The organism is Alloalcanivorax sp. C16-2 (assembly GCF_046507615.1).
In the GTDB taxonomy this organism is placed as follows: Bacteria; Pseudomonadota; Gammaproteobacteria; order Pseudomonadales; family Alcanivoracaceae; genus Alloalcanivorax; species Alloalcanivorax marinus_A.
The window spans coordinates 587,039-613,803 of the sequence record NZ_JBKFTL010000001.1 but is presented as its reverse complement, the minus strand read 5'-3'; the positions used below and the strand labels follow the sequence as shown (position 1 = coordinate 613,803).

The window sequence follows — 26,765 nt, the reverse complement described above, 5'->3', positions numbered from 1 at the left end:
AGCATCGGCGACACCGCTTTCGACCAACGTCGAGCCTCCCTTGCCGCCACCCTGGCCCCGTTGCACACTGACGACCGGCCTCCGAGATTCCAATAACATCAGTCCGGCGGAACCATGCATTACGATGAACGGCTCGACGGCCCCCTGCCCGAGGTGGACAAGGCGGCCCTGCTCAACCGCCTGCGGCGAGACCTGCCCGACCTGCATGTACTGCATCGTCGCGAGGATCTGACGCCCTACGAATGCGACGGCCTGTCCGCCTACCGCACCGTGCCCATGCTGGTGGCGCTGCCGGACACCCTGGCGCAGGTCCAGGCGCTGATGGCCATCGCCAGCGAGGAAGGGGTGCCGGTGGTGGCCCGGGGCGCCGGCACCGGCCTTTCCGGCGGCGCCCTGCCGCTGGAAAAGGGCATCCTGCTGGTGATGGCGCGCTTCAACCGCATTCTCGAAATCGACACCGAGGCCGGCACCGCCCGGGTGCAGCCCGGCGTGCGCAACCTGGCCATTTCCCAGGCCGCCGCGCCCTATGGTCTGTACTACGCGCCGGACCCGTCGTCACAGATCGCCTGTTCCATCGGCGGCAACGTGGCGGAGAACGCCGGCGGCGTGCACTGCCTGAAATACGGCCTCACCGTGCACAACCTGCTGAAGCTGGAAATCGTCACCGTGGACGGCGAGTGCCTGACGCTCGGCAGCGACGCGCTGGATACCCCCGGCTTCGACCTGATGGCCCTGTTCACCGGCTCCGAGGGCATGCTCGGCATCGTCACCGAGATCACCGTGAAGCTGCTGCCGACGCCGCCCCGCGCCAAGGTGCTGCTGGCCAGCTTCGACAGCGTGGAGAACGCCGGCCAGGCGGTGGCCGACATCATCGCCGCCGGCGTCATTCCGGGCGGCCTGGAGATGATGGACAACCTGGCGCTGTGCGCCGCCGAGGATTTCGCCCACGCCGGCTACCCCCGCGACGCCGCCGCCATTCTGCTGTGCGAGCTGGACGGCGTGGAAAGCGACGTGGACGAGGACTGCCAGCGGGTGCGCGCGGTGATGGAAAACGCCGGCGCCACCGACATCCGCCAGGCCCGCGACGACGCCGAACGCCAGCGCTTCTGGGCCGGCCGCAAGGCGGCCTTCCCGGCGGTGGGCCGCATCTCGCCGGACTACTACTGCATGGACGGCACCATCCCCAAACGGGAGCTGCCCAAGGTGCTGGCCGGCATCGAGGCGTTGTCCCGGGAATACGACCTGCGCGTGGCCAACGTCTTCCATGCCGGCGACGGCAACATGCACCCGCTGATTCTGTTCGACGCCAACGACAGCGACCAACTGCAACGGGCCGAGGCCCTGGGCGGACGCATCCTGGAGCTGTGCGTGGCAGTCGGCGGCAGCATCACCGGCGAGCACGGCGTGGGCCGCGAGAAGATCAACCAGATGTGCAGCCAGTTCGACGCCGACGAGATCACCTGCTTCCACGCGGTGAAGGCCGCCTTCGATCCGCAGCGGCTGCTCAATCCGGGCAAGAACATCCCCACCCTGAACCGTTGCGCGGAGTTCGGCGCCATGCACATTCACCGTGGCGAACTGCCGTTCCCCGAACTGGAGCGGTTCTGATGGGCGATCAGTCCGAAGCCCTTCTGGAGCGGGTACGCGCCGCCCGCGCCGAGCGCCGCCCGCTGTGCCCGCGCGGTACCGGCGGCAAATCCCACCTGGGCCGGCCGGTGGACGGCGAGGTGCTGGATACGCTGGGCCACAGCGGCGTGGTCCATTACGACCCCAGCGAGCTGGTGGTCACCGCCCGCGCCGGCACCCGGGTCAGCGAACTGATCGCCACCCTGGCGGAGCAGGGCCAGATGCTGCCGTTCGAGCCGCCCCTGTTTGGCGGCGACGCCAGCGTCGGCGGCATGGTGGCCAGCGGCCTGGCCGGTCCGCGCCGGCCCTGGGCCGGTTCGGTGCGGGACTTCGTGCTCGGCACCCGGGTGATCACCGGCGAGGGCCGGCACCTGCGTTTCGGTGGCGAAGTGATGAAGAACGTGGCCGGCTACGACCTGTCCCGGCTGATGGCCGGCAGCTTCGGCTGCCTGGGGCTGATCACGGAAGTGTCGTTCAAGGTGCTGCCGCGCCCACGCGCCAGCCGCTCCCTGCAACTGCGCCTCACCGGCGAACAGGCCCGGGAACGGATACTGAACTGGCGCCGACGCGGCCTGCCGCTGTCCGCCGCCTGCCACGGCGGCGGCCTGCTGCGGTTGCGCCTGGAAGGCAACCAGGGCTCGGTGGACGCGGCGGTGGCGGAGATCGGCGGCGAGCCGCTGGAGGACGCGCACTACTGGCGCAAGCTGCGCGACCACCGGCTGCCGTTCTTCGACGGCGCCAAGCCGTTGTGGCGGCTGTCGCTGCCGCCGGCGACCCCGGAGCTGGACCTGCCCGGCACCCGGCTCAGCGATTGGGGCGGCGCCCAGCGCTGGCTGAAAAGCGACGCGGACGCCGACACCCTGCGGCAACTGGCGGCCAGCGCCGGCGGTTCCGCCACCCGTTTCAGCGGTGACGAGCCGGGGGACGCGCCGTTCCACCCGCTGCCGGCGGCCCTGCTGCGCTACCACCAGACGCTGAAAGCCCGCCTGGACCCGGAGCGGATTTTCAACCCGGGCCGGCTCTACGCGGACCTGTAACCGGAGGCCGGCCATGCAAACCCGACTCAGCGACACCGCCCGCCAACTGCCACGCGCCGAGGAGGCGGAATCGATTCTGCGCAGCTGCGTGCACTGCGGCTTCTGCAACGCCACCTGCCCCACCTACCAACTCACCGGCGACGAGCTGGATGGCCCGCGCGGACGCATTTATCTGATCAAGGAAATGCTGGAGGGCCACGAACCCGGCGAAGGCACCCAGCAACATCTGGACGCCTGCCTGAGCTGTCGCGCCTGCGAAACCACCTGCCCCTCCGGCGTGGACTACCACTCCCTGCTGGACATCGCCCGGCCGGAGTTGGAACGCCGGGTGCCCCGCTCCCCTCGGGAACGCCTGCTGCGCCGGGGCCTGCGCGCCCTGATGCCGCGCCCCCGGCTGTTCGCCACGCTGATGGCGCTGGGCCGTCTGGCCCGACCGCTGGCCCCGGCGGCGCTGAAGGAAAAAATCCCCGCCCGGATACCGTCGGCGGGCACCTGGCCCGGCGGCGGCCATCCGCGCCGGGTGGCGCTGCTGGCCGGCTGCGTGCAACCGGCCCTGTCGCCCAACACCAACGCCGCCACCGCCCGGGTGCTGGACCGCCTGGGCATCGGCGCGGAAGTCTGGTCCGGGGCCGGCTGCTGCGGCGCCGTGGACTATCATTTGGACGGCCAGGCCACCGGCCTGGACCGGGCCAAACGCAATATCGACACCTGGATCGCCGCCCTGGACGACGGCGTGGAAGCCATCATCCCCACCGCCAGCGGCTGCGGCGCCTTTATCAAGGAATACGGCAAGGTGCTGCGCGACGACCCGGCCTACGCCGACAAGGCCCGCCGCGTCAGCGAGCACACCCGTGACCCGGCGGAATTTCTCGCTGGAGAAGCTTTGGAAGCGCTGACGGTGCACGCCGAAGGCCGGCTGGCCTTCCAATGCCCATGCACCCTGCAACACGGCCAGCGCCTGGCCGGCGTCACCGAAAGCGTGCTCACCCGGCTGGGCTTCGAGCTCACCCCGGTACCGGACGGCCACCTGTGCTGCGGCTCCGCCGGCACCTACTCGATCACCCAACCGGCCATGGCCCGGCAACTGCGCGACCAAAAACTCGACGCCCTGGAAAGCGGCCAGCCCGATGCCATTGCCACCGCCAACATCGGCTGCCAGATGCACCTCACCGCCGCCGGCCGCACCCCGGTGCGGCACTGGATCGAGATCCTCGACGAGGCGTTGTCCCGGGACGCCTGATCGCGACTAAAGTCGCTCCTACGACATGATAACGGCGCTGTAGGAGCGACTTTAGTCTCGATCGACGACCTCTCGGGCCGCACCTACGCAAGATTCGCGTTCAGGCGGACGCCGCCAGCGGCCGCTCCCCGTACACCTGGGTGCGCAACATCAGCCGTCGCTCACCACTGTCGAACGGATTGCGGTGGTGCATGGTCCAGCGGTTGTCCCACAGCAGCACGTCACCCACTTGCCATTGCTGCGTCCAGATATGCTCAGGTCTGGTCACGTAGGACCAAAGCTCGTCGAGCAGGGCTTCGCTGTCCTTCTCGGAAAGACCCACCAGATAGGCGTTGCGGCGCCGACCGAGATACAGGGCACGGCGACCGTTGACCGGATGTACCCGCACCAGCGGATGGATGGCGCCCGGCGCCTCACGGGCCGAGGTCACCGCGTCCGCGCCTTTGCGCAGATCACCGGCACTGGTGTAAGACGAGTCATGCTTGCATCGCAACGTGGCCACGCGGCGTTTCAACGCTTCAGGCAGCGCCTCGTAGGCCAGGAACATGTTGCACAGAGACGTTTCACCGCCACTGCGCGTGACCTCCTTGGCGTACAGAATCGTCGGCCCCGGCGGTACGTCCACATAGGACATGTCCGTATGCCATTCGGCTTCGGCGTTGCCCAGGGTGCCGATCACGCGACCGTTTTCGCGAATATTGGACACCACGAAGATCTCCGGATACCGCTCGATGGCGCCGGCGCTGTAATGCTCCGAGGCCGGCGCCGGCTGCAGTTCTCCAAAGTGTCGGCTGAACGCGATCAGCGACGCCTCGTCCAGTTTCTGACCGCGCAAACGCACCACCAGGTGCTTATCGAGTGCCGCCTTGGTCCGGGCCACGTCCCGCCGGATATCGTCACCGCTCAGATCGGCACCCACCACCTCGGCGCCCAGGGGCGCGTCAAAGGCATCAATACGTGGCAACTGTTCGGATAAACTCATTGTTGTTTCCTCACCTTGCACTACTTAAATCAGGAAGCCGGCAACGCCGTCGCGTCGCAGTTGCCCGACCAGTTTCAGTTCCCAGTCGATGTAGCCCTGCATGGCTTCGCGACCATGGGCGGTCCCTTCGTAGGGCCGCCGGTAACAATCGTCAGGAACATCAAAAAAATCCCCTTCACCGCTGACCAGCGGCAGTCCGGCCCGAGCCCAAGCCCGGTTTCCGCCGGCCAGCACCGGCACGGCGATGCCGTGCGCCTTCAGATCGGCGGCCGCGAAGTTCGCCAGCGCGCCGTCCTGGCTGGTCACGACCAACCGTTGGCCGGGCACTTTCAGCACGTCGATGGCGTCGGCCAGCCGGTTACGGTTTACCTGCAGCGCGCCCTCCACATGCGCTGCCCGGTATTCGTCGCTGCGACTCACGTCCAGGACGACGGCCCCCTCCCGGCGCCACCTGTCCACCTGTTCCGGAGTCACGCCATGGACGTCCGGAGGGGGCGGCGGAGCCGTTCTCGGCGGCGCCGCTTCGGCGCGAACCATCGGTACGCTCACCACCATGACGTCACGCCATCCCATCCGGCGCAGCCAGGACGCCGTCATTGGCGCACGCACCCCGTCGTCATCGGCAAGCACGATGCGCGCATGCCGCACCGCCAGATAATCGTCGGTGGCCTGCACCAATTGCCCGCCCGGTGCGTGCCGGAAGCCCGCCAGCGGCCCGGCCTCCACTTCCTCGCTTTCGCGAACGTCAAAGAAATAGGTGGTTCGGTGATGCACCTCGGCCAACCAGGCGCGATATTCATCGCCGTCGGCATAACGCACGCCGGTGTCGAGTGCGTGGCGCCGCACCCGCTCTCGAATCACAGGCAGAGAAGCCGGGTCGGGATCGGAGGCTCGACGCCGCGCGCCGTATTCAAGCTCCAGGCCCGCCAGCAACCAGCCGATGGTGCCATTGCGCAGCGCGTAGACCGGGTTGGGCAAGCCGCTGTCGATCAGCGATTGGGCACCGATCAGGCTGCGGGTGCGCCCGGCGCAATTGACCACCACCGGCGTCTCCGGGTCCGTCAACAAGGTCGGCACCCGCGCGGCAAGATTGGCGCCCGGGCAGCTCACGCTGCCGGGGATGGTCATGGTCTGGTATTCATGGAAGGGGCGAGCATCGACCAGCAGGAAAGCCTCGCCCGCCCGCCTCCGTTGTTCGAACTCCGACGCCGCCAGGCCGGGTAACTGATAACGCGCCTCGACCCATTCCCCGAACGCCTTGCTGGCGGAGTTCACATCCCGATAGAGCTCCCCCCGTGCGCTCCAGGCAGGCAGGCCGCCATCCAGCACACTCAGGTTCGTGTACCCCAGGGCCTCCAACCGGGACAGCGCCGGTCCGGCCAGACCGTCGCCGTCGTCGTACACCACCAGCGGCACGTTCGAACGCGGCACCCGCTGGCGGATCGTCAACTCCAGCCGCGACAGAGGCACGGAGGCGGCGAACAGGGGATGGGCTCGGGAGAACGGCCCTTCTTCGCGCACGTCGAGCACGGCCACTTCGCGCCCCTGTACCCAACGCTCCCGTACCTGGTCGGCGGTGGATAACGTCCACGTCACGGGGCATCGTCCTGAGCGAGCAGCGCCTTGATGGCGCGGGTTTTACGCTCGAACAGCTCACGGGTTTCCCGCGGACCCAGGACCAGCGACCCGGAGCCGGTATTCTTAAGCTTGGTCTGCACCTGTTCCAGGCGGAACACTTCCGGCAGTTTCTCCGCCAGACGTTCGACGTGCGGTTCCGGCACGCCCTTGACCACGGCCACCCCGCGCAGGTTGGTGCTCAGATCGTCCACCTCCACGCCGGCCTCCTGAAAGGTGGGCACGTCCGGCAGAAACTCGCTGCGCTCGGTGTCGGCCACCGCCAGGATTTTCAGCGAATCCCGGTTACGCCAAGAGTCGGACAAATTGTTGAAACCGGCCTGAACCTGGCCGCCAATCACGAACTGCAGCGCCTGCACACCGCCCTGTTCCGCGGGAAGAAAGTTGATGTCCACGCCCGCGGCGCGCTGGAACTGCAAGGCCGCCACATGATGGCCGGTGTACAACCCGGCGCCGGACACCGACAGCTCACCGGGATGAGCGCGCGCGTAATCGACCACGTCCGCCACGGTTTGGAAGGGGCTGTCCTTGCCCACCACCAGTACCGCCGGATCCGCGCCCCAATTGGCCACCGGCACCACGTTGTCGGCGTTGTAGCTGAGCGATGGCTCGTGGGTCCATTGGGCGATCATGTGCGGCAGGTTATAGGCGATCAGCTCATAGCCATCGCGCCCGCCGCTGTCCACCGCCCAGTTCCAGCCGACCCGGCCACCGGCACCGGGGCGGTTCACCACCTTGACCGGCTGGCCGAGCACCTCGGCGGCCGGCTCGACGGCAATGCGCGCCTGCAGGTCCGTGGCGCCGCCGGGCCCGTAGGCCACGGTCAGGGACAAGGGCTTGTCCGGATAATCGTCCCCCTCGCCGACCAGGGCGCCGTCGCTGCCCGTTTGCCGCAGCCCCCAGGCGGCAACCACGATCAGCACGACCAGAGCGGCGAGGCCGGCCAGTTTCCCCGTCTTGGCTTTTGAATGATTGGCCATCATCAGTCTCCAACAGTATTTGTAAGATTAAAAAAGCCATCCGCCGGGCACCTGAACACCCAGCAAAACCCCGAAGATCAGATACAGAATCAGCGTAAAGACGAGCGACACCGCGCCATGCAACAAGGGCCGGGCAGCGACGCCGAGGGAGTCGTAAAACATCGACACCAGGGCGAAAGCCAACAACGCGCTGGCATAAAAGCCGAGCACCGGAAACAGCATGAAGTACCCAAAGCCAATCACCACCAGCGGGGCGAGCTGCGTCAAGGAATCGGTCACCGCGGCGACATCCCGGGCATCGGCGCCGCGTACCGCGCGGCGGGCCAGGGCCTGGACCAGCAAGCCCAGCGATAGCGACAACAACACCCAGGCCCAGAAATTCGGAAAGGCGAACACCGTGGGTTTGTCCGGCGCCAGACCGGCCCACAGCAATCCCACCGAGATCGTCAGCGCCACCAGGGCAATCGCGATGTCCTTCACAGCCCGGCCCCCACCGAGGTGGCCGGTCGACGACGGGCCCGCCAGATCGGCGCGAGCATGCCGTAGGCCAGGGAGATGACCGCCAGCGCCATCAGCACCTGCACGATGTCGCCGGAGGTGAAATAGTCCAGCACGCTGCCCGACGGGCCGGCGAGCGTGCGTCCCATCTGAAAGTTCTCTTCCGCGATCGGACCGAGAATCACGCCCAACACCACCGGAGCCGGTTGGAAGCCGCCCTTGATACCGAGGTACATCAGCACACCCAGGCCCGCCATGACGTAGACGTCTCCCAGGTTGTTCTGAATGCTGTAGGTACCGATCACCGAAAGAACCAGAATGCCGGCGGCCAGATGAGCCGGCGAAACCCGGGTGACCAGATGCCCCAACCGGGACAGCTGCAGCCCCACGAAGAAAATCAGAACCTGCGCCAGAAGCAGGGCTCCCAGGAACGGCCAGATCACGCCGCCACTGGTCTCGAACAGTTTGGGACCGGGAAAGATGCCGTGAATCAGCAGGCCGCCCAGCAGCACCGCGCAGGTCGGGCTGCCGGGCACGCCAAGCCCGAGCAGGGGAATCAGGGACGGCCCCACCATGGCACTGTTGGCGCTTTCCGAGGCCACCACGCCACGGGGGTCACCGTGCCCGAAGGTGGCGTTGTCACGACTGAGCTTGCGCACCTGGTCGTAGCCGATAATGCTCGCCACCTGACCACCCGCGCCGGGAATAATGCCGACGATGGCGCCCACCAGCGTGCCCAGGCCCATCGCCAGACGATGGCCCAGGGCGTTCCGCACGACCGTGGTCAGCCGGCTGGCCTGGCTGACCACCGCCTGGCTGGCCACGGCGGCCCTGGACTCCAACAACCGGAATACCTGCGGGATGGCGAAAAACGCGATCAGCGCCACCACGATGTGGATGCCACCGTCCAGATGGTGAGTAAAAACAAACCGGGATTGCCCGGTGGCCGGGCTGATACCGATGGTGGAAATCCAGATACCCAGGGCCCCACCGAACAACCCTTTGAGCAGCGAACCGGTGCCCAGGGAAGCCATGATGGTGATGCCGACGATCGCCACCCAGAACATCTCGGCCGGACCGAAGCGCAGAACGTAATCCACGAACAGGGGCGCCAGGAAAATCAGGATCAGCATGCCCGCCACGCCGCCGACCAGGGTGCTGGTAAACGCATACTGCATGGCTTCACTGGCACGCCCCTGGCGAGCCATTTCGTGACCGTCGAAGGTGGTGGCGATGTTCGCCGGCGCCCCCGGCACATTAATCAGAATGGCGCTGACCGCCCCGCCGGCAATGCTGCTGGCGTAGACCGCGCCGATCAGAATCAGGCCGGTGGTGGGCGCCATATGAAAGGTGAACGGCACCAGCAGGGCCACCGACAGGGTGGGGCTGACACCGGGAATCGCGCCCAGCACCAGACCGCCGGTGACGCCCAGGAAAAGAATGAGCAGATTCAGGGGTTCAAACACCGCCGCCAAATGGGCAAACCACTCCATCAACGGGCCTCCCGGGAAGGGAAGCCCGGCCATGGAGACGGGGCATCAGCGACAATGTCGACGGCAGGAATCATGGCGCAGCGGCTCATCAAACAAACAGAATATTGAGCGCCGCCGCGGGTACGGTAGGGGCAAAGGAACCGCCACTATAAAGAGCGGCTCCTCGCTTTTAAAATTATAAATTCATATCTTTTAATTCAAAAAAAGAATAAGTCGCCGGCCTAAACAGCCGGCCAGCGATCAAACCACGGTTTCGCTTTTTCCAGTTGCCCGGCCAGAGCCAGCAGCCGGCCTTCGTCGCCATGAGTGCCGACGAACTGCACGCCCATGGGCAGGCCGCTTTCGCACCAGTGCAGGGGCACCGACATGGCCGGCACGCCGGTGAAGTTGGCGAGCTGGGTGAAGGGCACGTACTTCATGTTTTCCCGGGCCATCTGTTCCACCAGCCCGGATTTCATCACCAGCTTGCTGGCGCGCAGCTTGAGGATCACCTTGAGGGCGTTTTGTTGCCAGGCCGGCGTGGCGGAGGCACCGATGGCCGCCGGCTGCATGGCCAGGGTGGGAGTGAGCCAGAAATCATAGCGGTCATGGAAGTCCGCCAGTTGCTGGGAGTAGAGCTGGCCGCGCTGGTAGAAGCCCAGGTAGTCGTCGGCACTGGTGGCGTGGCCGAAGGCGGCCATGGCCAGCGTATCCAGCTCGAAGCCCTCGTCACCACAGCCGGTGAGCTGCTTGACCCGGGCCACCTCGGAGGCGCACTTGGTGAACCAGATGCCCAGCCAGTCCATGCTCATGGCCATCATGTCGAGGGATGGCGCCGCCTCCTCCACGTGGTGGCCCAGGCTTTCCAGCAGACGGGCGGTGTCCTCCACCGCCTTGACCGCCTCCGGGTCCACCGGGGTGCCGATGGGCGAAGTCAGGGAGAAACCGATTTTCAGCGGCGCCGGGTCGCGCTCCAGTTCGCTGAGATAGGACCGTTCCGGCGGCGCGATGTGGAACAGACTGCCGTGCTCATCGCCGTGGGTGGCGTCCAGCAGCGCGGCGGAATCACGCACCGAGCGGCTCACCACATGGTTCACGGAAATGCCGTGCAGGGCTTCCACGAATTCCGGGCCCCAGGGGGTGCGCCCACGGCCGGGCTTGAGCCCGAACAGGCCGCAGCAGGCGGCGGGAATGCGGATGCTGCCGCCGCCATCGTTGGCCCCGGCGAAGGGCACCACGCCGGCGGCGGTGAGCGCCGCCGAGCCGCCGGAGGAACCACCCGGCGTATGGTCCGTGTTCCAGGGGTTGCGGCTGGCGCCGAAGGACTCCGGCTCGGTGACGCCCTTGGAGCCGAACTCCGGGGTATTGGTGCGGCCAAACGGCACCGCCCCGGCGGCTTTCCAGCGGCGCACCAGTTCCGAATCCCGGGGGGCGCGGAAGTCCTGCTCCTTGAGCGCCTTGTTGCCGCTGTAAGCCGGCGCGCCGCCAATCTCCTGGAACAGATCCTTGACCAGCATGGGCACGCCGGCGAAGGGGCCTTCCAAAGGCTCGCCGGCACGCCGCCGGGCCTCTTCGTAAAGCGGGATGATCAGTCCGTTGAGCTTGGGATTCACCGCTTCCGCGCGCTGGATCGCCACCTCCAGCACTTCCTCGGCGGTGACCTCCCCCTTGGCCACCAACTCCGCCAACCCCAGACCGTCGTGGCGCCGGTATTCTTCAAAATTCATGATGGTATCCTTGTTGTTTGTAGGAGCGCGCTCCTACGGTGCCACAATCTCCCCACGAAGCACATTAGCCCGGAGGCCCCATGAAAGCAGTCGGCTTCAACCAACCCCGCGCCATCGAGGACGTGCACGCCCTGGAAGACATCGAGCTGGACCAGCCGCGACCCGGCCCCCGGGACCTGCTGGTGGCGGTGGAGGCGGTGTCGGTGAACCCGGTGGACACCAAGGTACGCCAACGCCCCCTGGCGGAAAAAGGCTACAAGGTGCTCGGCTACGACGCCGCCGGGCGCGTCGAGGCGGTGGGCTCGGAAGTACGCGGCTTTCTGCCCGGCGACCGGGTCTGGTACGCCGGCGCCATGCAGCGCCAGGGCTCCAACGCCCAGTACCAGTGCGTGGACGAGCGCATCGTCGCCAAGGCGCCGGAAGGCATCGGCCTGCAAGAGGCCGCCGCTCTGCCGCTGACCACCCTGACCGCCTGGGAAGCCCTGGAAGACCAGCTCGGCCTCACCCCGCAAAACGCCAAGGGCAAAACCCTGCTGATCGTTGGCGGCGCCGGCGGTGTCGGTTCCATCGCCACGCAACTGGCGGCGCGCCATTTCGGCATGACGGTGATCGCCACCGCCGGCCGCGAACGCTCCGCCGAATGGTGTCGGGCCATGGGCGCCCACCACACCATCGACTACCGCCAGGGCCTGGTGGCGCCACTCAAGGAACTGGGCATCGAGCAGGTGGACGCCATTCTGCTGGCCCAGGAACCGGACGGTTACTGGAACGACGTCTGTCAGCTGGTGGCGCCGCTGGGCGGCATCGTTTCCATCGTCGACGCCCGAGGGCCGCTGGACACCAACCCGCTGAAGCCCAAGAGCGCCCGCTTCGCCTGGGAGTTCATGTTCACCCGCGCCCTGTTCGGCGTGGACATGGAGCGCCAGGGCCGCATCCTCGCCGAGGCCGCCCGGCTGATGGAAACAGGCGTGCTGGAAACCACCCTTTCCGAAAGCCTGGGCACCATCAACGCGGACAACCTCAAGGAAGCCCACCGCCGCCTGGAAGGCGGCGCCACCATCGGCAAGCTGGTGCTGGCCGGCTGGGGCTGACCGCTAGCGGCAGGCGGCGACGCTGTCGCCAGCGGTCTGCGAGCGCAGGCACAGCACCGGCGCCAGAGCGAAGGTGCGCCGCCATAGCGCCGGCCAGGCCTCCTCGTTGACCATCGGCCGGGGCAACCGGCTGCTGGTGAGGGGTTGCCAACCGTCCAGCCCCTGGTCCGCGATCACGAACTGAAACGGATGGGCGCCCGGCACGCCCAGGCGCACGTCGGTGACCACCAGGCGGTCGCCATCGCGACGGTAATCCAGAAACCCACCGGTGAACCAGGCCAGGCGACGCCCGTCCGTCAATTGCTCGGCCTGGGCCTGCAAACCCGGATCGCGGGGAAAGACCTCCACATAAAGAGGCTGGTCGCCGTCGAACACCCCGGTGACCATTTCCAGGCGACGATCCGGTGCGACAGCGGTGGCACGCCACAGCAGGGTGGAAAACGGCATCGGCTGCACCATCAGCGGGGCGCCCTCAAGCCCCCGCTCCGCCAGGACGTTTTCCACCCGCCCGGTCATCCACTGCTGGGCCACCAGACTCCAGGCCAGATAGGCGCTGGACAACCCCAGCCCCACGGACAGCGCGGTGAGCGCTGGGGGCTTGATCAGCGCGATCAGCACCGCGATCAGTAACGGCAGGGTGTAAAGCGGATCGATGATGAACACGCTGTTGAGCGCCACCGGCGCCCCCAGCGGCCACCAGAGCTGGGTGCCATAGGAGGTGAAGGCATCCAGCAACGGGTGGGTCAGCAGCACCAGAGTGGTGAACGCCCACCAGCGGCCGAAGCCCGGCGCCGGTTTCCAGCGGCTCAGCGCCCACGCCAGCAGCGTGGCCAGGGGCGCCAGCACCAGCAGTGAATGGCTGAAGCCACGGTGCTCGGAGAAGTTGGCCACCGCGTCGCCGTAATCGATCAGCACATCCAGGTCCGGCAGGGTGGCCAGCAGCGCGCCGCCGACAATGGCGCCACGGCCAAGCCGGCTGCCCAGCACCGCGCCACCCAGGGCGCCGCCGAGCGCCGCCTGCGTCAAAGAATCCATGTACTGCTCCAGAAAAAGCGCGAGAAAGAAGAATAGCGGACCCAAATCACACCCATAGAAGGTGTTCATACCATCGGAGCCGGCGCGCCAACTGTTTGAATATTATTGTAAAAACAAAGTTCCGCGGGGAACTTCGGCGATTTTTCATGATGCCGGGCGCTTGCTTCCGTGAAACGAGCGTCAAAGAATGGTCCCAGGGCAGCCATGCTGACGCCCGTGACACCCATGCAGTCTTCAATCAACCCTGAAGGAGATGCTGTATGCTCGGTTCACGCAGCCGCGACGACGCCCCCCGCACCGGGTCGCGCGCCATCGACGACTTGATCGCCTCCGTTCTCGCCAACGCCGACATTCAAATCAATGGCCGGCGCCCCTGGGACATGCAGATTCACCACCCGGATACCCTGTCACGCATCGCCGCCCGGCGCTCGCTGGGACTGGGCGAATCCTACATGGACGGGTGGTGGGACTGCGATGCCCTGGACGAGTTCATCCACCGCATCCTGCGCGCCGGCGCCGAGGACCTGGGCAAGAACAAATGGACCCTGGCCCTGCAGTTGCTCGGCCACAACCTGCGCAACCGCCAGAGCCTGCGACGTTCACGCCAGGTGGCGGAACAGCATTACGATCTGGGTAACGATCTGTTCGAGAAAATGCTCGACCCGACCATGGCCTACAGCTGCGGCTACTGGAAGGATGCCACCACCCTGCACGAAGCCCAGGAAGCCAAACTGGATCTGATCTGCCGCAAGCTGGAGCTGGAACCGGGCATGACCCTGCTCGACATCGGCTGTGGCTGGGGCAGCCTGCTCGACCACGCCGCCCGCCACTATGGGGTGCGTGCCCTCGGCGTCACCGTCTCCACCGAGCAGGCGGAACTGGCCCGGCGGCGCTGCGCGGACCTGCCGGTGGAGGTGCTGCTCAAGGACTACCGCACAATCAGCGGCCAATACGACCGGGTGGTGTCGGTGGGTATGTTCGAGCATGTCGGCCGCCGCAACTACCGGACCTTCATGGAAACCACCCGGCATCTGCTCAAGGACCGGGGCCTGATGCTGCTGCACACCATCGGCAACAACGAAAGCACCAACAGCCACGACGCCTGGATCGACAAATACATCTTCCCCAACGGCGAGCTGCCCTCCATCAAACAGATCGCCCGCCACGCGGAATACCGTTACGTGGTGGAGGACGTGCACAGTTTCGGCCCGGACTACGCGCGTACCCTGAAAGCCTGGGACGCCAACTTCCTGGCCCATTGGCCGGAACTCAAGGGCCGCTATGACGAACGTTTCCAACGCATGTGGCACTACTATCTGAACCTGTGCGCCGGCGCCTTCCGGGCCCGTACCATCCAGCTCTGGCAATGGGTGTTCTCCAAGCCCGGGCACCGTGCCCATGCTTACCGGTCACCGCGTTGATCCAGGCCCCTGGCGCGGGGCCGCGCGGCGGTGGCATAATGCCGCAAACGGATCACGAATCATTCTCAATCACGATGGCCGGCCCCTTGGGGCGGGCGCCACCCCATGCAGGCCGACGACCTCTTTCAACAGCACGCCCGGGAACTCAATGGCTACCTGTGCCGACGCCTGGAATCGCCGGAACAGGCCGCCGATCTGTGCCATGAGGTGTATTTGCGTCTGCGCCGGCTGGAGGGCCAGCAGGAGACGCCACGCAATCCCCGTGCCTTCGTGTTCCGCATCGCCCGCAACCTGCTGATCGACCATCTCCGCCAGCAACGCCGCCGCCCCACCACCGTGGCCCTCACCGACCCTGGTCTGAGCCTGGAAAGCGACACCCCGACACCGGAATCCGCCGCCCGCAGCGCCCAGGCGGTGGACGGCCTCAACAACGCCCTGGCGGATCTTCCCGAGCACCAGCGCCAGGCACTGCTGTGGAATCGGCTGGATGGCGTCAGCCAGCGCGAAATCGGCCAGCGACTGGGGGTATCCGAACGCATGGCGGGCAAGTACATCGCCCGCGCCCTGGCCCATTGCCGCGCCCTGCTGGCGGCGGTGGCAGTGCTGCTCGTGGTGGCCGCCGGCCTGCCCTGGTCGGTGTGGACCGCGGACGCGCGCACCGGCACCGGCGAGCAGCGCACCCTGACCCTGGCGGATGGCAGCCGGGTGACCCTGAACGGTCGCAGCGCCATCAACATCGACGTCACCGGCGACCATCGCCGGGTGGAAGTGGTGCGTGGCGAAGCCCTGTTCCAGGTGGCCAGGGACAAGGCCCACCCGTTCCTGGTGCGCGCCGGCGACGCCCGGGTACGGGTCACCGGCACCCGCTTCGAGGTGCGCCACCGGGATGGCACGGTGCGCCTTACCGTGGCCGAGGGCAGCGTGGTGGCCGGCGATGGGCGCCGCCAGCGGCATCTCACCGCCGACCAGCAAGTACACTGGCGCGACGGCCACATCGGCCAGGTGACGGCGGTGGATGCCGACGCCGTGCTGGCCTGGGCGCGGGGGCGACTGGTATTCCGCGACCGCCCCCTGGGCGAGTTGCTCGGCGATCTACGGCCCTACCATCCGGACCGGCTGGTCCTGCTCAACGAAGATCTCTCCGGACGGCGGGTAAGCGGTACCTTCTCCACCGACCAGCCCGAGGCGGTGCTGAGCGCCCTTACCCAGACCCTGCCGGTACGGGCGCTGAAGCTGCCCGGCGTGGTGGTGCTGTATTAAACGAAAAAAAATTCTTCTTGGGGTTCAGAAATGGAAGCCGCCATCGTCTTCCTGGGTGCCTTTGTCGCGAATGGTTTCTATTTGCATCGTTTTGAAAAAGGGTACCGACTCCATGAAATCAATGAATTACCCCCGCCTGGCGCTGCTCGCCGCCGGGTTGATGCTGCTCGGCCCCGTCCGGGCGGCGCAGCTCGACATCCAGGCCCAGCCCCTGGATGCCGCCCTGGCGGAACTGGCCGAAGCCACCGGCGTGCAGCTGCTCTACAAAGCCGACATCACCCGGGACAAGCGGAGCCCGGCGCTGCGCGGTGACTACAGCGCGCCCCAGGCCCTGAGTCATCTACTGGCCGGTAGCGGCCTGCGCTACCAGGTCAACGACGACGGCAGCATCACCCTGGAACCGGCGCCGGTAACCGAAAGCACCCTGGCCCCGGTGGCGGTGAACGCCCAGGTAGCCACCAAGGTGGACACGCCCACCCTGGAAACACCGCAATCGATCTCCGTGGTACGTCGCGGGCAGATCGAGGAACAGGGTTCGGACACCGTTCAGCAGGCCCTGCGCTATACCCCGGGCGTGTTCACCGACCAGATCGGCGCGTCCAAGCGCTATGACTATGTGTCGCTGCGTGGTTTCTCCGACGACAGCATCGACAACATCTATCTGGATGGCCTCAAGACCATGGGCGATGGGGGCACCTTCAGCTCCATGCAGATCGACCCCTATTTCCTGGAACGGGTGGAAATCGTCAAGGGCCCGACCTCGGTGCTGTACGGTCGCGCCTCCCCCGGCGGCCTGGTCAACCTGACCAGCAAGAAACCGCTGTTCGAAACCCGCCAGGAACTGCGCTTTGGCGTCGGCACCAACAACTATCGGGGCGCGGGCTTCGATTTCTCCGGTCCGGTCAATGACCGGGTCGCCTATCGGCTGGTGGGCCTGACCGACAAGGGCGACACCCAGTTCGATCATCTGGAACAGGAACGCCGGGCGATCATGCCCAGCCTGACCCTGGAACTGGGCGACAACACCCTGCTCGACCTGATGGCCTACTACCAGGACGATCCGCAAGGTGGCAGCCACAGCGGCGTGCCCGCCGAGGGCAGCCTGTACCGCCGCAACGGCCGCTATATCGACAACACCTTCTTCGAAGGCGAGCCGGACTACGAGCAGTTCGAGCGCACTCAGAAAATGCTCGGCTACCAGCTCCAGCACTTCATCGACGACACCTGGAGCCTGCGGCAGAATTTCCGCTACATCACCAGCGACGTGAAGCTGCAGCAGGTGTATTCCTACCAGTGGGTGGGCAACAGTGATCAGCTCAGCCGTTACTATTCCGGCGCCGATGAACAGCTCGATGCCTACACCGTGGACAACCAGGCCCGCGCCGACTTCGCCACCGGCGATCTTCAACACACCCTGCTGATTGGCGCCGACTACCAGCACCGCGATGTGGACGCGGCCTGGAGCAGCGGAGCCTTCCCCGCCATCGACGCCTTCGATCCAGTGTACGGCGCGGCCCCCACCGCCATTGGCGACCCGGTGCCCCATGAGCGCAAACTGATCCAGACCGGCGTCTATCTTAGTGACCAGATCGCGCTGGACCGCTGGCGTTTCTCCCTGGGGGGCCGCTACGACTGGGTGCGTACCGCCAACGTCAATCAGGACACCGGTGCCCGCTCCAGCCAGGACGAGGAGCAGTTCAGCGGCCGGGCCGGCGTGCTCTACCGCCTGGACAACGGTCTCGCGCCCTATTTGAGCTACTCGGAGTCGTTCAACCCAAGCGTCTACACCGACCAGAACGGCGACCCGCTGAAGCCTACCGAAGGCACCCAGTACGAAACCGGCGTCAAGTATCAGCCCCGCGACGGCCGTGGCCTTTACACCCTGTCGCTGTTCCACATCGACCAGGAGAACCTGGCGATCCGTGAACCGCAGAACCCGTTCTATGTGCCGGTCGGTGAAATCCGCTCCCGGGGTGTGGAACTGGAAGCACAGACCCTGCTCACCGACCGCTTCCGGGTACAGGGCAGCTACACCTACACCGACATCGAATACAGCAAGGCGGAGCCCGGGATCGAAGGCAACCGGGTCAACCAGGCTCCCCGCAACCAGGCCACCGCCTGGGGCCATTACCGCTTCGACCAGGGCCCCATGGCGGGCTTCGACCTGGGCGCCGGGGTACGCTACACCGAGGGCATTCAGGCGGACCGGGAGAATACTCGGGAAGTGCCGTCCTACACCCTGGTGGACGCGGCACTCGGTTATGACTTCAGCCATCTCGGTATCGACGGTCTGAGCGCCCGGGTCAACGCCAACAACCTGCTCGACAAGGAATACGTGGCGTCCTGCTATTCACTCAACTACTGCTACTTCGGCGCCGAGCGCAGTGTCATGGCCACCGTGACCTACCAGCTTCGCTGAACCGTCGAACCCGTCGACAACCGGGTGTGGACGTGATCACGTCCACACCCGGCTTGCACAAGCTTTTACATCCCCCCTCTCGCGCATCGTTCCGCGATCACCAATGCTATCGATCGACGGCGGCGCCTGCGGGCACCGTCATGGGAAGGATCCCGGCCACGGCCAGGACGGCTACTAACAACATCGCCACGCAGACCCTACCGCGACGCAGAAACAGGCAAGAAAAGCCCAGCTTTGACCTACCGCCTCCGGCGGCGCGCCTTGCAGGATAGCGCTCCCGGATACCGGCACTCTCCTGGCGGCGGGATCCGGCAAACCTATTTCCGTGGAACGGAGAACGATGGACGATGCATTCGAACACGCCTCCCGAACGCGAGGCGTTCACCTTAAAAGCGGCCTGCTGGGCGCCGCGTTTCTGATCGGTGTTATCACCGCGCCCGCGTCCCTGGCGCAATCGGCGCCGGCCACCACAGCGGCCTTCATTGACCGCGACAACCCGCGGCTGGCCATGCTCGACGGCGAGGAGCGAACGCCCCGCCGGCCACGGTCGGACCCGACCCGGGAGCCGGAGCGGGAAAGCTGGTCGTTCGCGTTCGACAACGACGCCCTGGTGCCCACCGGTCGCGACCAGGATTACACCTACGGCCTGAGTTTTTCCCACACTGGCCGGAGCGCCCGCGACGTCTGGTATTCCCTGAACCCGGTGCTGACCGGCCTGGACCGGTTGTTCGCCGTGGGCGACCACGCCCGCGAACGCATCGACGGTCATAGCGTTGAGTTCGGCCTGTTCGGCTTCACCCCGGAAGACAAGGAAGCCTCGGCGCCGTTGTACGACGACCGACCCTACGCCAGCCTGCTCTACATGTCGCAGTCCCGGGTACGGATCGACCGGGACGAGAACGTGGCCTGGCACAGCAGCCTGACCCTTGGCGCTCTGGGCCTGGCGATCGTCGGCAACGGCCAGAACGCGGTGCACAAGGTGATCGGCAGCGAACACGCGGAAGGCTGGGAGCATCAGGTCAGCGAAGGCGGCGAACCCACCGCCCGCTACACCCTGGCAAGGCAGAAATATCTGAATCCGTCGTCGGATAACCTGGAAGTAAAAAGCACCCTGCAGGCTTCCGCCGGCTACCTCACCGAGGCGCGCTGGAGCCTGAGTTTCCGGGGCGGACGCATCGCCGACCGGTGGTGGAAATTCAACCCGGAGCTGGCCAGCTACGCGGACGGTTCCTCCCGGGGCGTGGGCGGCCCGGCACCCACCGAGAGCTACGTGTGGGGCGGCGCCGCCGTGGTGGCGCGGGGCTACAACGCCTTTCTTCAGGGTCAGTTCCGCGACAGCGAGGTGACCTACGACAGCGACGAGTTGAACCACCTGATCCTGGAAGCCTGGCTGGGCTACACCCGCTCGTTCACCAACGGCTGGCGGCTCAGTTATGTACTGCGCGGCCACACCTCGGAAGTGCGCGAAGGCACCGCCGACCGCAATGTGCTGTGGGGCGGGTTGATCGTGGCAAAAACGTTCTAGGGCCTGTTCACACCAGGCTATTGCCCGGCGATGTGCTCGCGCACCAGTGACGCCAGCCCCGGCGCGGTGCCGAAGTACTCCAGCAATTCGATGGTCAGGTGCGGGTGGCGCTCGCGGGCCTCTTCCACCTGGGCGGGGATGTCGGTGGCCACGTGCTTGCCGTTGTTGAAGAACAGCGGATAAACATAGACGGTATCCACCGGCTGGTGCTCCAGTTGCTGCAAGGCTTCCAGCAGCGACGGCCGGGCCAGTTCCAGAAAGCACGGCAACACGGCGGCGTAATCTTCCCGGGTGGTCTCCGCCACCGCGTCCACCAACGCCTTGAACTCCTCGTTGGCGGCCTCCGCGCGGCTGCCGTGGGCCATGATCAACAGGGCTTTTCTCACCACTACCTCCACAATGAATGGGCCGCCTCGACCACCAGGGCATGGCGGCGGGCCAGGGCGGCGCGGTCATCGTCGTAGCCGCCACCGATCACCGTGGCCACCGGCACGTCATGATCGCGGCAAAGCGCCAGCACCCGACGTTCGCGTTCCGCCAGGCCGGCCAGGCTCAGGGACAGGCGCCCGAGCGGATCGCCTTGATAGACATCCACCCCGGCATCGTACAACACCAGATCCGGACGCAGCGCGCCCAACAGGCCATCCAGGGTGTCGGTGACAATGGCCAGGTAGTCGTCATCGCCCAGCCCCACCGGCAGGCCCACGTCCAGGTCACTGTGCATCTTGCGGGTGGGAAAGTTTTTTTCGCAATGCACCGAGCAGGTAAAGGCGCGGGGCTCGCTGGCGAGGATAGCGGCGGTACCGTCGCCCTGGTGAACATCGCAATCGAAGATCAGCACCCGCCGCACCCGTTGCTCGGCCAGCAACGCCCGGGCGGTGATCGCCAGATCATTGAGAATGCAAAAGCCGGAGCCAAAGTCGTAATGCGCATGGTGAGTGCCGCCCGCCAGATGACAGGCAATGCCATGCTTGAGGGCGAGTTGGGCGGTAACCAGGGTACCCATGGGCGCGATGCAGGTACGCCGCGCCAGCTCCTCGCTCCAGGGCAGCCCCATGCGTTTGGCTTCCTTGTCGTCGAGGCGGTTGTTCAGGAAACGATCCAGATAGTCCGGGCAGTGGGCCAGCGACAGCAGGGGCGCGCGCGCCCGGCCCGGGCGGTGCAGGTTGCCCGCCCCGGCGATGCCGGCGTCGCGCAGCCGCTCATGGAGGAGCCGGAACTTCTCCATGGGAAAGCGGTGGCGTGCCGGGAACGGGAAGCTGTAGCTCGGGTGATAAACCAGGGGAATCGACATGCCGCGATTATAACGGGCTCGCCAGCCCCTGCCCCAGCACCCGGTACAGGGTGACGCGGGCCACCAGCTCGTTGTAGCGCAGTTCCAGCAGGTTCTGGCGCGCGCTGATCAGGCTGGTCTGGGCATCGAGCACCGAAGTCAGCTCGATTTCGCCCTCCCGGTAGCGCGCCTCGGCGATCTCGAAACCACGCCGGGCCTGGGCCAGGGCCTCGCGACGATGAGCACCCTGCTCGTCCAGGGCGTTGACCGCGCCCAGGCTCTGATCCACCTCGGACAGCGCGGAGAGCAACACGCCCCGGTAAGTGGCTACCTGCTCCAGCCAGGCGGCCCGGGCCACGGTGTTCTCGCCACGGGTCTGGCCGCCGTCGAAGATCAACTGGCCGAGGGAGGCGGCCAGGTTGTAGACCGCGTCGCCGTCGAACAGGTCACCCAGGGAGCTGCTGGCGTAACCGGCGCTGCCGGTCAGGGTCAGCGACGGCCAGTAGGCGGTACGGGCCACGGCCACGCCGTAATCGGCGGCCATCAGGCCAGCCAGGGCGCTGCCCACGTCCGGCCGCTGGGCGAGCACGTCGGCGGGCAGCCCGGGCTGAATGTCCGGTACTTCCAGCGCCGCCAGGCCGCCTCCGCGAGGCACGAACCCCTGGGGCGTTTCGCCCACCAGCACCGCCAGCGCATAGCGGGTTTCCCGGGTTTGCTGGCGCAGGTCCGGCAGGGCGGCCCGCTGATTGGCCACCAGGGTGCGCTGCTGGGCCAGATCCTGGGGCGAGACAGCGCCGTAACGTACCTTGGCCTCGACCACCTCGAGCACGCGCTCGGCCAGGGCCAGGCTATCTTCCGCCAGGGTCAGGCGATCCTGGAGGTAGCGCCATTGCAGGTAGGTGCTGGCGACGCTGGAAAGCACCGTGAGCCGCACCGCGTCACGGTCGAAACGGCTGCCGTCCAGGTTGGCCTCGGCGATTGCCTTGTTGTTGCGCAACCGCCCCCACAGATCCAGCTCGTAGCTGGCATTGGCGTTGACCTGGAACTGGTCGCCGCCATCGCCGCCTCCGAAGGTGCCGGAGGTAGAGGCGCCGCCTCCCAGCGACAAACTCGGAAACAGGGACGAGCCGGCCTGCTGCAAACGCCCTTCCGCCTGCAGCACCCGGGCGGCGGCGGCCTGCAGGTCGGTGTTGTCGGTCAGCGCGCGGGCCACCAGCTGGTTCAGTTCATCACTGCCAAAGCCCTGCCACCAGGCCGGGTTCGTTACCGCCGCGCGGCTGTCGGCGAGCTGGTTCTCCCATTGTTCCGGCGCCTCCGGCCGCGGCGTCTCCAGCCCGGAGCGTACCGCGCAGCCGGATACCACCAGGGACAGCGCCAGCATGGCCAGCACCCGCTTGTGGCGCGCGGCCTGTACTTTGAAACCTTTGTTCATTGGGCCTTTATTCATTGGATAGGGCCTCCACCGGATTCAGACGCGCCGCCTTGAGCGCCGGCGCGAACCCGAACACCAGGCCAATCACCGCCGCGCACAGGAAAGCGGCCACCGCCACCGGCGCGGAAAATAGGATCGGCAGGCCGAACAGCCGCAGCAGCAGCCCCACCGCCACGCCCAGCGCCACGCCGATCAAACCGCCCAGCGCCGACACCACCACCGCCTCGGTGAGAAACTGCTGCAGGATATTGCGCTGGCGAGCACCGGTGGCCATGCGGATACCGATCTCATGAATGCGCTCGGTGACGCTCACCAGCATGATGTTCATCACCCCGATGCCACCCACCAGCAGGGAAATGGCGGCGATGGAACCGAGCAGCATGGTCAGGGTGTTCTGGGTGTCGGAGACCATGTCCAGCAGCGACGCCATGTTGAACACGCGCACGTCCTCGGTGCCGTGGCGCTGAGTCAGCAATTCCACCGCCGCCTGCTCGGTGACGTCAATCTGGTCCACGTCGTCCACCGCCAGGGTGATGGAACGCAGGTAATTCTGGCCGAACAGACGCAGGGTGCCGGTGGACAGCGGCACGAACACCACATCGTCCTGGTCGTCGCCCCAATTGGTGGCGCCCTGCTCGCCCATCACGCCGATCACCTGGAAGGGGATGCTGTCGAGCAACACGAACTGGCCCAGAGGATCGGCGTCGCCGAACAGGTTCTCACGGACGGTCTGGCCGATCACCGCCACCGGCGCGTAGCGATCCTGGTCCCGTTGCGAGAAAAAGATACCGTTCACCGGCTGCCAGTCGCGCAGGGAAGGATAGTCGCTGGAGACCGCCTTGACGCTGGTGGTGATGTCGCGGCCCTGGGCCCGGGCCGTGACGCTGCCGGAAATTTCCGGCACCGCCATGCGCACATTGGGCACCTCCCGCAGCGCTTCCGCGTCCGCCGGCACCAGGGTGGCGATAACGCCGTCGGAAACCCGCCGCTGGCCGCGGTCCGGGCGGATCACCAGCAGGTCGGTGCCCATGTCGCCGATGCGCGCCACCACGTCCTGCTTGGCGCCCTGGCCAATGGCCAGCATCACCACCACGGCGCCCACGCCGATCACGATCCCCAGCAGGGTAAGCAGGGTGCGCAGCCAGTTGGCGCGCAGTGAGCGCAACGCCATGATCACCGCCTCGGCCACCTCGCCGAACTCCGGCAACGCGGATTCACGGGGCGGGCTCAGGGTATCCGGCGCCGTTTCCGGCGCGGCCCGGGACGGCCGTCGGCGGGTATCGGACAGAATGTCGCCGTCGTGCAGCTCCACCACCCGGTCGGCGTGGGCGGCCACCTCCGGGTCATGGGTGATCACGATCACCGTGTGGCCCTGGTCCGCCAGGCTCTGCAGTTGCGCCATGACGGCGTCGCCGCTGGCGCTATCCAGGGCACCGGTGGGCTCGTCGGCGAGGATCACCCGGCCACCGTTCATCAATGCCCGGGCGATGGAAACGCGCTGCTGCTGGCCGCCGGACAACTGATTGGGCCGGTGATCCAGGCGCTCGCCCAGGCCCAGCCCGGCGAGCAGATGACAGGCCCGCTCGCGGCGCTCGTCCCGGGACAGGCCGGCGTAGATGGCGGGCAGCGCCACGTTTTCCCAAGCGCTGGCGGTACCGATCAGATGGTAGCTCTGGAACACGAACCCGAACATCTCGCGGCGCAGCCAGGCCAGTTCCTGGTGATCCAGCTCGCTGACGTCACGGCCGGCGAACCGGTACTGCCCATCGCTGGGCCGGTCCAGGCAACCGAGGATGTGCATCAGGGTGGACTTGCCGGACCCGGAGCTGCCCATGATCGCCACGAACTCGCCCGCGTCGATGCGCAGATCAATGCCGTGCAGCACCTCCACGTCCTGTTCGCCGCCGGGATAACGCTTGCGAATCCCGGTCAGCTCGATCAGCGGGGTCATCAGAACAGACCCCGGCGCCGGGGTTCATCACTTTGCTTGGCCTGAACCTGCCCCACCACCACGGTTTGTCCTTCTTCCAATCCCTCGGTGATTTCCGTGCGCACCCGATCGGTGACCCCGGTTTTCACCGCCTGGCGGCGCGGCGCGCCCTTGGCCGACAGCACCCGCACATAGGTGCCTTCGGCGTCCCGTTTGACCGCGCCGGCGGGCACACTGAGGGCGTTGTCGGCGGCGTTGACCACGAAGAACACCTGGGCGGTCATGCCGGACATCAGGCGCCCCTCCGGGTTGTCGATATCGAACTCGGCGGTATAAAGCACCACGTTGTTCACTTCCTCCGGGGTCGGCAGCACCTGCCGCAGGGTGCTGTCGTAACGCGCCTCGCCATTGCCCAGGGTATTGAAATACACCGGCATGCCCGGCGAGAGCCGGTCCACGTCCGCCTCGGACACCTGGGTGGATACCGTCATGGTGGAAAGGTCGGCGATGCGCATCAGGGTGGGCGTGGTCTGATTGGCGTTCAGGGTCTGGCCCTGGCGCGCCTCCAGGGTCACCACGGTACCGTCCCGGGGCGCGTAGATGGTGGCGTACCCCAGGGTCGCCTGATCGCCTTCCAGGGAAGACTGGGTTTGCTTGATTTGTGCCTGCAGCACCTTGATCTGGGCGCGGGTGGTGGCCAGGGTGGCGCGGGCGCTCTGCCAGGCATCGTCGCTGGTGGCGTCCGCTTCGCGCAGCCGCTCCTGGCGTTCGAACTGCAGGCGCGCCAGTTCCAGCTCGGCGTGCTGCTGCTCCAGTTGCGCGCGCAGGGCGTCCAGTTGCGCCTTGCCCTCTTCCACCCGGGCCTGTTGCACGGAGGCATCGATCTCCGCCAGCAACTGGCCTTCCTTGACGGTGTCGCCCACGTCCACGTGGAGCTTCTCCAACTGCCCGGACACCTGGGCGCCCACGTCCACGTAATCCAGCGGCTCCAGGGTGCCCAGGGCGGTGACCAGATCCTCGATGTCGGTGCGCTCCACCTCGGCGGTGCGCCACTGGCCGGCGCCGCCGTCGCCGGCGGGCCACAACCAGGCGCCCAGCGCGACCACCAGAACCAGCACGGAGAGAGACACCCAAGGATGACGCTTGATCCAACCCATCACGAAATCGCCTGCATTAGGAATAGGCCCACCCTAGCGCGAAAAGATGCAAACAATATGAGCACCACACGCAACCAGCGTGCACGCTCAGCCGTCACCGCCTTCCCGAAACGGCGCCACCAGATGGGTAAGATTCTCCACGCTCAGAATCATCGCCAGGGCCATCAGACGGCCCAGCTCGCCACGCGGAAAACCACGATCGGCGAACCACAGGAGATAAGCCTCGGGCAGGTCCACCAGCGGCCGCCCCTGGTACTTGCCGAAGGGCATGGTGCGCTGGCAGACGGCGATCAGATCTTCGTTCTTGAAACTCATGGCATGCCGGATTCGAGCGGGAAACGCCGGCAGCCTAACGCGCCCGGCGGCGCCTGCCAACGCGCGCGGCTCATTCTCCGCCGCAACAACCGACCGACGGCGACCGCCCCGCGCGCGCCTCGTCGTTGGCCTGGCGCAGAATCGCCACGGCGCTGTGGGTGAACAGCGCGGCGATGCCCAGCGCCACCAGCGGGTCCGGCCAGCGGCTGCCGGTGGCGAGCACCAGCAGACCGGCGCCGATCACCGCCAGATTGGCGATCACGTCATTGCGGGTACACAGCCACACGGAACGGATGTTGGCGTCGCCATCGCGATAGCGCAGCAGCAACAACAGGCTGGTGACATTGGCGGTGAGCGCCAGGGCGCCGATGGCGGAAATCATGCCGCCGGGCGGGGTCACGCCATGAAACAGACTCACCAGGCTGTCGCCGAGCACCAACAGGCCCAGCACCAACAGGGAGTACCCCTTGATGCGCGCGGCGCGGGTCCGCCAGACCAGGGACTGCCCCAGGGCCCAGAGCGTGAGCCCGTAGGTGGCGGCGTCGCCGAGAAAATCCAGGGCATCGGCACGCAGGGCCCGGGAGCCGGTGAATATCCCCACCAGTACCTCCACGCCGAACATTGTCAGATTGATGACCAGCACCGCGATGAGCACCCGCCGGTAGGCCGGCGGTGCCTGACGGTCCAGTTCCGGTTCACAACAGGCCATG

Annotated in this window: 22 protein-coding genes; 8 read left to right on the top strand and 14 right to left on the bottom strand. The window is 66.7% G+C overall.

The genetic code is table 11. The features are described 5' to 3' along the window. Positions 1–114 precede the first annotated feature (114 nt). The 3 genes from glcD to glcF are packed head-to-tail and all read left to right on the top strand — an operon-like array spanning position 115 to position 3,903. Positions 115–1,608 (top strand): glycolate oxidase subunit GlcD, encoded by a 1,494-nt coding sequence (gene glcD, locus ACLD02_RS02925; protein WP_410297894.1) that lies wholly within the window; start codon positions 115–117, stop codon positions 1,606–1,608. Next, positions 1,608–2,663 carry a glycolate oxidase subunit GlcE gene (gene glcE, locus ACLD02_RS02920; RefSeq protein ID WP_410297893.1) on the top strand — a complete coding sequence of 352 codons (1,056 nt, stop codon included), beginning with the start codon at positions 1,608–1,610 and terminating at the stop codon, positions 2,661–2,663. The genes glcD and glcE overlap by 1 nt, the downstream gene beginning before the upstream one ends. Before the next feature lie 13 nt (positions 2,664–2,676). Beyond that, the gene (gene glcF, locus ACLD02_RS02915) at positions 2,677–3,903 is read left to right on the top strand and encodes a glycolate oxidase subunit GlcF (protein ID WP_410297892.1); all 1,227 of its coding nucleotides are present in this window, start codon (positions 2,677–2,679) and stop codon (positions 3,901–3,903) included. A gap of 100 nt (positions 3,904–4,003) precedes the next feature. Here glcF and ACLD02_RS02910 read toward each other — a convergent pair whose 3' ends face one another. The 6 genes from ACLD02_RS02910 to ACLD02_RS02885 form a co-directional block, all read right to left on the bottom strand. Then, on the bottom strand, positions 4,004–4,885 hold the full coding sequence (locus ACLD02_RS02910; protein ID WP_410297891.1) for a TauD/TfdA dioxygenase family protein: 882 nt from the start codon (positions 4,883–4,885) through the stop codon (positions 4,004–4,006). A 24-nt stretch (positions 4,886–4,909) separates the two neighbouring features. Then, positions 4,910–6,481 (bottom strand): rhodanese-like domain-containing protein, encoded by a 1,572-nt coding sequence (locus tag ACLD02_RS02905; RefSeq protein WP_410297890.1) that lies wholly within the window; start codon positions 6,479–6,481, stop codon positions 4,910–4,912. Beyond that, a complete protein-coding gene (locus tag ACLD02_RS02900; RefSeq protein ID WP_410297889.1) occupies positions 6,478–7,500 on the bottom strand; it encodes a tripartite tricarboxylate transporter substrate binding protein in 1,023 nt (340 codons plus the stop codon). The genes ACLD02_RS02905 and ACLD02_RS02900 overlap by 4 nt, the downstream gene beginning before the upstream one ends. A 27-nt stretch (positions 7,501–7,527) precedes the next feature. After that, a complete protein-coding gene (locus ACLD02_RS02895) occupies positions 7,528–7,980 on the bottom strand; it encodes a tripartite tricarboxylate transporter TctB family protein (RefSeq protein WP_410297888.1) in 453 nt (150 codons plus the stop codon). Next, positions 7,977–9,491 carry a tripartite tricarboxylate transporter permease gene (locus ACLD02_RS02890; protein ID WP_410297887.1) on the bottom strand — a complete coding sequence of 505 codons (1,515 nt, stop codon included), beginning with the start codon at positions 9,489–9,491 and terminating at the stop codon, positions 7,977–7,979. Before ACLD02_RS02890 ends, ACLD02_RS02895 begins: the two co-directional genes overlap by 4 nt. 221 nt (positions 9,492–9,712) lie before the next feature. Beyond that, positions 9,713–11,197, bottom strand: a complete 1,485-nt coding sequence (locus tag ACLD02_RS02885) for an amidase (RefSeq protein ID WP_410297886.1) — start codon at positions 11,195–11,197, stop codon at positions 9,713–9,715. 80 nt (positions 11,198–11,277) lie between these two features. On the opposite strand from ACLD02_RS02885, the gene ACLD02_RS02880 reads away from it, so the two are divergent. Further along, positions 11,278–12,288: a zinc-binding alcohol dehydrogenase family protein gene (locus ACLD02_RS02880; protein ID WP_410297885.1), complete on the top strand. Its 1,011-nt coding sequence runs from the start codon at positions 11,278–11,280 to the stop codon at positions 12,286–12,288. A gap of 3 nt (positions 12,289–12,291) precedes the next feature. Here the strand turns inward: ACLD02_RS02880 and ACLD02_RS02875 are convergent, their stop codons facing one another. Then, the gene (locus tag ACLD02_RS02875; protein WP_410297884.1) at positions 12,292–13,323 is read right to left on the bottom strand and encodes a metal-dependent hydrolase; all 1,032 of its coding nucleotides are present in this window, start codon (positions 13,321–13,323) and stop codon (positions 12,292–12,294) included. 260 nt (positions 13,324–13,583) lie between these two features. On the opposite strand from ACLD02_RS02875, the gene cfa reads away from it, so the two are divergent. The 4 genes from cfa (at position 13,584) to ACLD02_RS02855 (ending at position 19,948) form a co-directional block, all read left to right on the top strand. Beyond that, entirely contained in the window at positions 13,584–14,744 is a 1,161-nt protein-coding gene (gene cfa / locus ACLD02_RS02870) for a cyclopropane fatty acyl phospholipid synthase (protein ID WP_410297883.1), read from the top strand. 105 nt (positions 14,745–14,849) lie between these two features. Continuing rightward, positions 14,850–16,004: a sigma-70 family RNA polymerase sigma factor gene (locus ACLD02_RS02865; RefSeq protein ID WP_410297882.1), complete on the top strand. Its 1,155-nt coding sequence runs from the start codon at positions 14,850–14,852 to the stop codon at positions 16,002–16,004. A gap of 112 nt (positions 16,005–16,116) precedes the next feature. After that, the gene (locus ACLD02_RS02860; protein WP_203103651.1) at positions 16,117–18,423 is read left to right on the top strand and encodes a TonB-dependent siderophore receptor; all 2,307 of its coding nucleotides are present in this window, start codon (positions 16,117–16,119) and stop codon (positions 18,421–18,423) included. A gap of 340 nt (positions 18,424–18,763) precedes the next feature. Beyond that, a complete protein-coding gene (locus ACLD02_RS02855; RefSeq protein WP_410297881.1) occupies positions 18,764–19,948 on the top strand; it encodes a lipid A deacylase LpxR family protein in 1,185 nt (394 codons plus the stop codon). A gap of 17 nt (positions 19,949–19,965) precedes the next feature. Here the strand turns inward: ACLD02_RS02855 and ACLD02_RS02850 are convergent, their stop codons facing one another. From ACLD02_RS02850 to ACLD02_RS02820, 7 genes are all read right to left on the bottom strand, one after another. After that, positions 19,966–20,334 carry a sirohydrochlorin chelatase gene (locus ACLD02_RS02850; RefSeq protein WP_410297880.1) on the bottom strand — a complete coding sequence of 123 codons (369 nt, stop codon included), beginning with the start codon at positions 20,332–20,334 and terminating at the stop codon, positions 19,966–19,968. 2 nt (positions 20,335–20,336) lie between these two features. Continuing rightward, a complete protein-coding gene (locus ACLD02_RS02845) occupies positions 20,337–21,242 on the bottom strand; it encodes a histone deacetylase (RefSeq protein ID WP_410297879.1) in 906 nt (301 codons plus the stop codon). Positions 21,243–21,249: 7 nt separating this feature from the next. Continuing rightward, on the bottom strand, positions 21,250–22,653 hold the full coding sequence (locus ACLD02_RS02840) for an efflux transporter outer membrane subunit (RefSeq protein ID WP_410297878.1): 1,404 nt from the start codon (positions 22,651–22,653) through the stop codon (positions 21,250–21,252). A gap of 7 nt (positions 22,654–22,660) precedes the next feature. Next, on the bottom strand, positions 22,661–24,604 hold the full coding sequence (locus tag ACLD02_RS02835) for a MacB family efflux pump subunit (RefSeq protein WP_203103659.1): 1,944 nt from the start codon (positions 24,602–24,604) through the stop codon (positions 22,661–22,663). Then, a complete protein-coding gene (locus ACLD02_RS02830; protein ID WP_410297877.1) occupies positions 24,604–25,740 on the bottom strand; it encodes an efflux RND transporter periplasmic adaptor subunit in 1,137 nt (378 codons plus the stop codon). The genes ACLD02_RS02835 and ACLD02_RS02830 overlap by 1 nt, the downstream gene beginning before the upstream one ends. A gap of 87 nt (positions 25,741–25,827) precedes the next feature. Beyond that, positions 25,828–26,055 carry a DUF3820 family protein gene (locus ACLD02_RS02825; RefSeq protein ID WP_203103663.1) on the bottom strand — a complete coding sequence of 76 codons (228 nt, stop codon included), beginning with the start codon at positions 26,053–26,055 and terminating at the stop codon, positions 25,828–25,830. A 70-nt stretch (positions 26,056–26,125) separates the two neighbouring features. Further along, positions 26,126–26,764 carry a cation transporter gene (locus ACLD02_RS02820; protein WP_410297876.1) on the bottom strand — a complete coding sequence of 213 codons (639 nt, stop codon included), beginning with the start codon at positions 26,762–26,764 and terminating at the stop codon, positions 26,126–26,128. Position 26,765 lies beyond the last annotated feature (1 nt).

Coding starts and splice junctions, on each gene's coding strand:
- glcD (WP_410297894.1), top strand. CDS start 115: ATGCATTACGATGAACGGCTCGACGGCCCCCTGCCCGAGGTGGACAAG.
- glcE (WP_410297893.1), top strand. CDS start 1,608: ATGGGCGATCAGTCCGAAGCCCTTCTGGAGCGGGTACGCGCCGCCCGC.
- glcF (WP_410297892.1), top strand. CDS start 2,677: ATGCAAACCCGACTCAGCGACACCGCCCGCCAACTGCCACGCGCCGAG.
- ACLD02_RS02910 (WP_410297891.1), bottom strand. CDS start 4,885: ATGAGTTTATCCGAACAGTTGCCACGTATTGATGCCTTTGACGCGCCC.
- ACLD02_RS02900 (WP_410297889.1), bottom strand. CDS start 7,500: ATGGCCAATCATTCAAAAGCCAAGACGGGGAAACTGGCCGGCCTCGCC.
- ACLD02_RS02890 (WP_410297887.1), bottom strand. CDS start 9,491: ATGGAGTGGTTTGCCCATTTGGCGGCGGTGTTTGAACCCCTGAATCTG.
- ACLD02_RS02885 (WP_410297886.1), bottom strand. CDS start 11,197: ATGAATTTTGAAGAATACCGGCGCCACGACGGTCTGGGGTTGGCGGAG.
- ACLD02_RS02880 (WP_410297885.1), top strand. CDS start 11,278: ATGAAAGCAGTCGGCTTCAACCAACCCCGCGCCATCGAGGACGTGCAC.
- ACLD02_RS02875 (WP_410297884.1), bottom strand. CDS start 13,323: ATGGATTCTTTGACGCAGGCGGCGCTCGGCGGCGCCCTGGGTGGCGCG.
- cfa (WP_410297883.1), top strand. CDS start 13,584: ATGCTCGGTTCACGCAGCCGCGACGACGCCCCCCGCACCGGGTCGCGC.
- ACLD02_RS02865 (WP_410297882.1), top strand. CDS start 14,850: ATGCAGGCCGACGACCTCTTTCAACAGCACGCCCGGGAACTCAATGGC.
- ACLD02_RS02860 (WP_203103651.1), top strand. CDS start 16,117: ATGAAATCAATGAATTACCCCCGCCTGGCGCTGCTCGCCGCCGGGTTG.
- ACLD02_RS02855 (WP_410297881.1), top strand. CDS start 18,764: ATGGACGATGCATTCGAACACGCCTCCCGAACGCGAGGCGTTCACCTT.
- ACLD02_RS02845 (WP_410297879.1), bottom strand. CDS start 21,242: ATGTCGATTCCCCTGGTTTATCACCCGAGCTACAGCTTCCCGTTCCCG.
- ACLD02_RS02840 (WP_410297878.1), bottom strand. CDS start 22,653: ATGAACAAAGGTTTCAAAGTACAGGCCGCGCGCCACAAGCGGGTGCTG.
- ACLD02_RS02835 (WP_203103659.1), bottom strand. CDS start 24,604: ATGACCCCGCTGATCGAGCTGACCGGGATTCGCAAGCGTTATCCCGGC.
- ACLD02_RS02830 (WP_410297877.1), bottom strand. CDS start 25,740: ATGGGTTGGATCAAGCGTCATCCTTGGGTGTCTCTCTCCGTGCTGGTT.
- ACLD02_RS02825 (WP_203103663.1), bottom strand. CDS start 26,055: ATGAGTTTCAAGAACGAAGATCTGATCGCCGTCTGCCAGCGCACCATG.
- ACLD02_RS02820 (WP_410297876.1), bottom strand. CDS start 26,764: ATGGCCTGTTGTGAACCGGAACTGGACCGTCAGGCACCGCCGGCCTAC.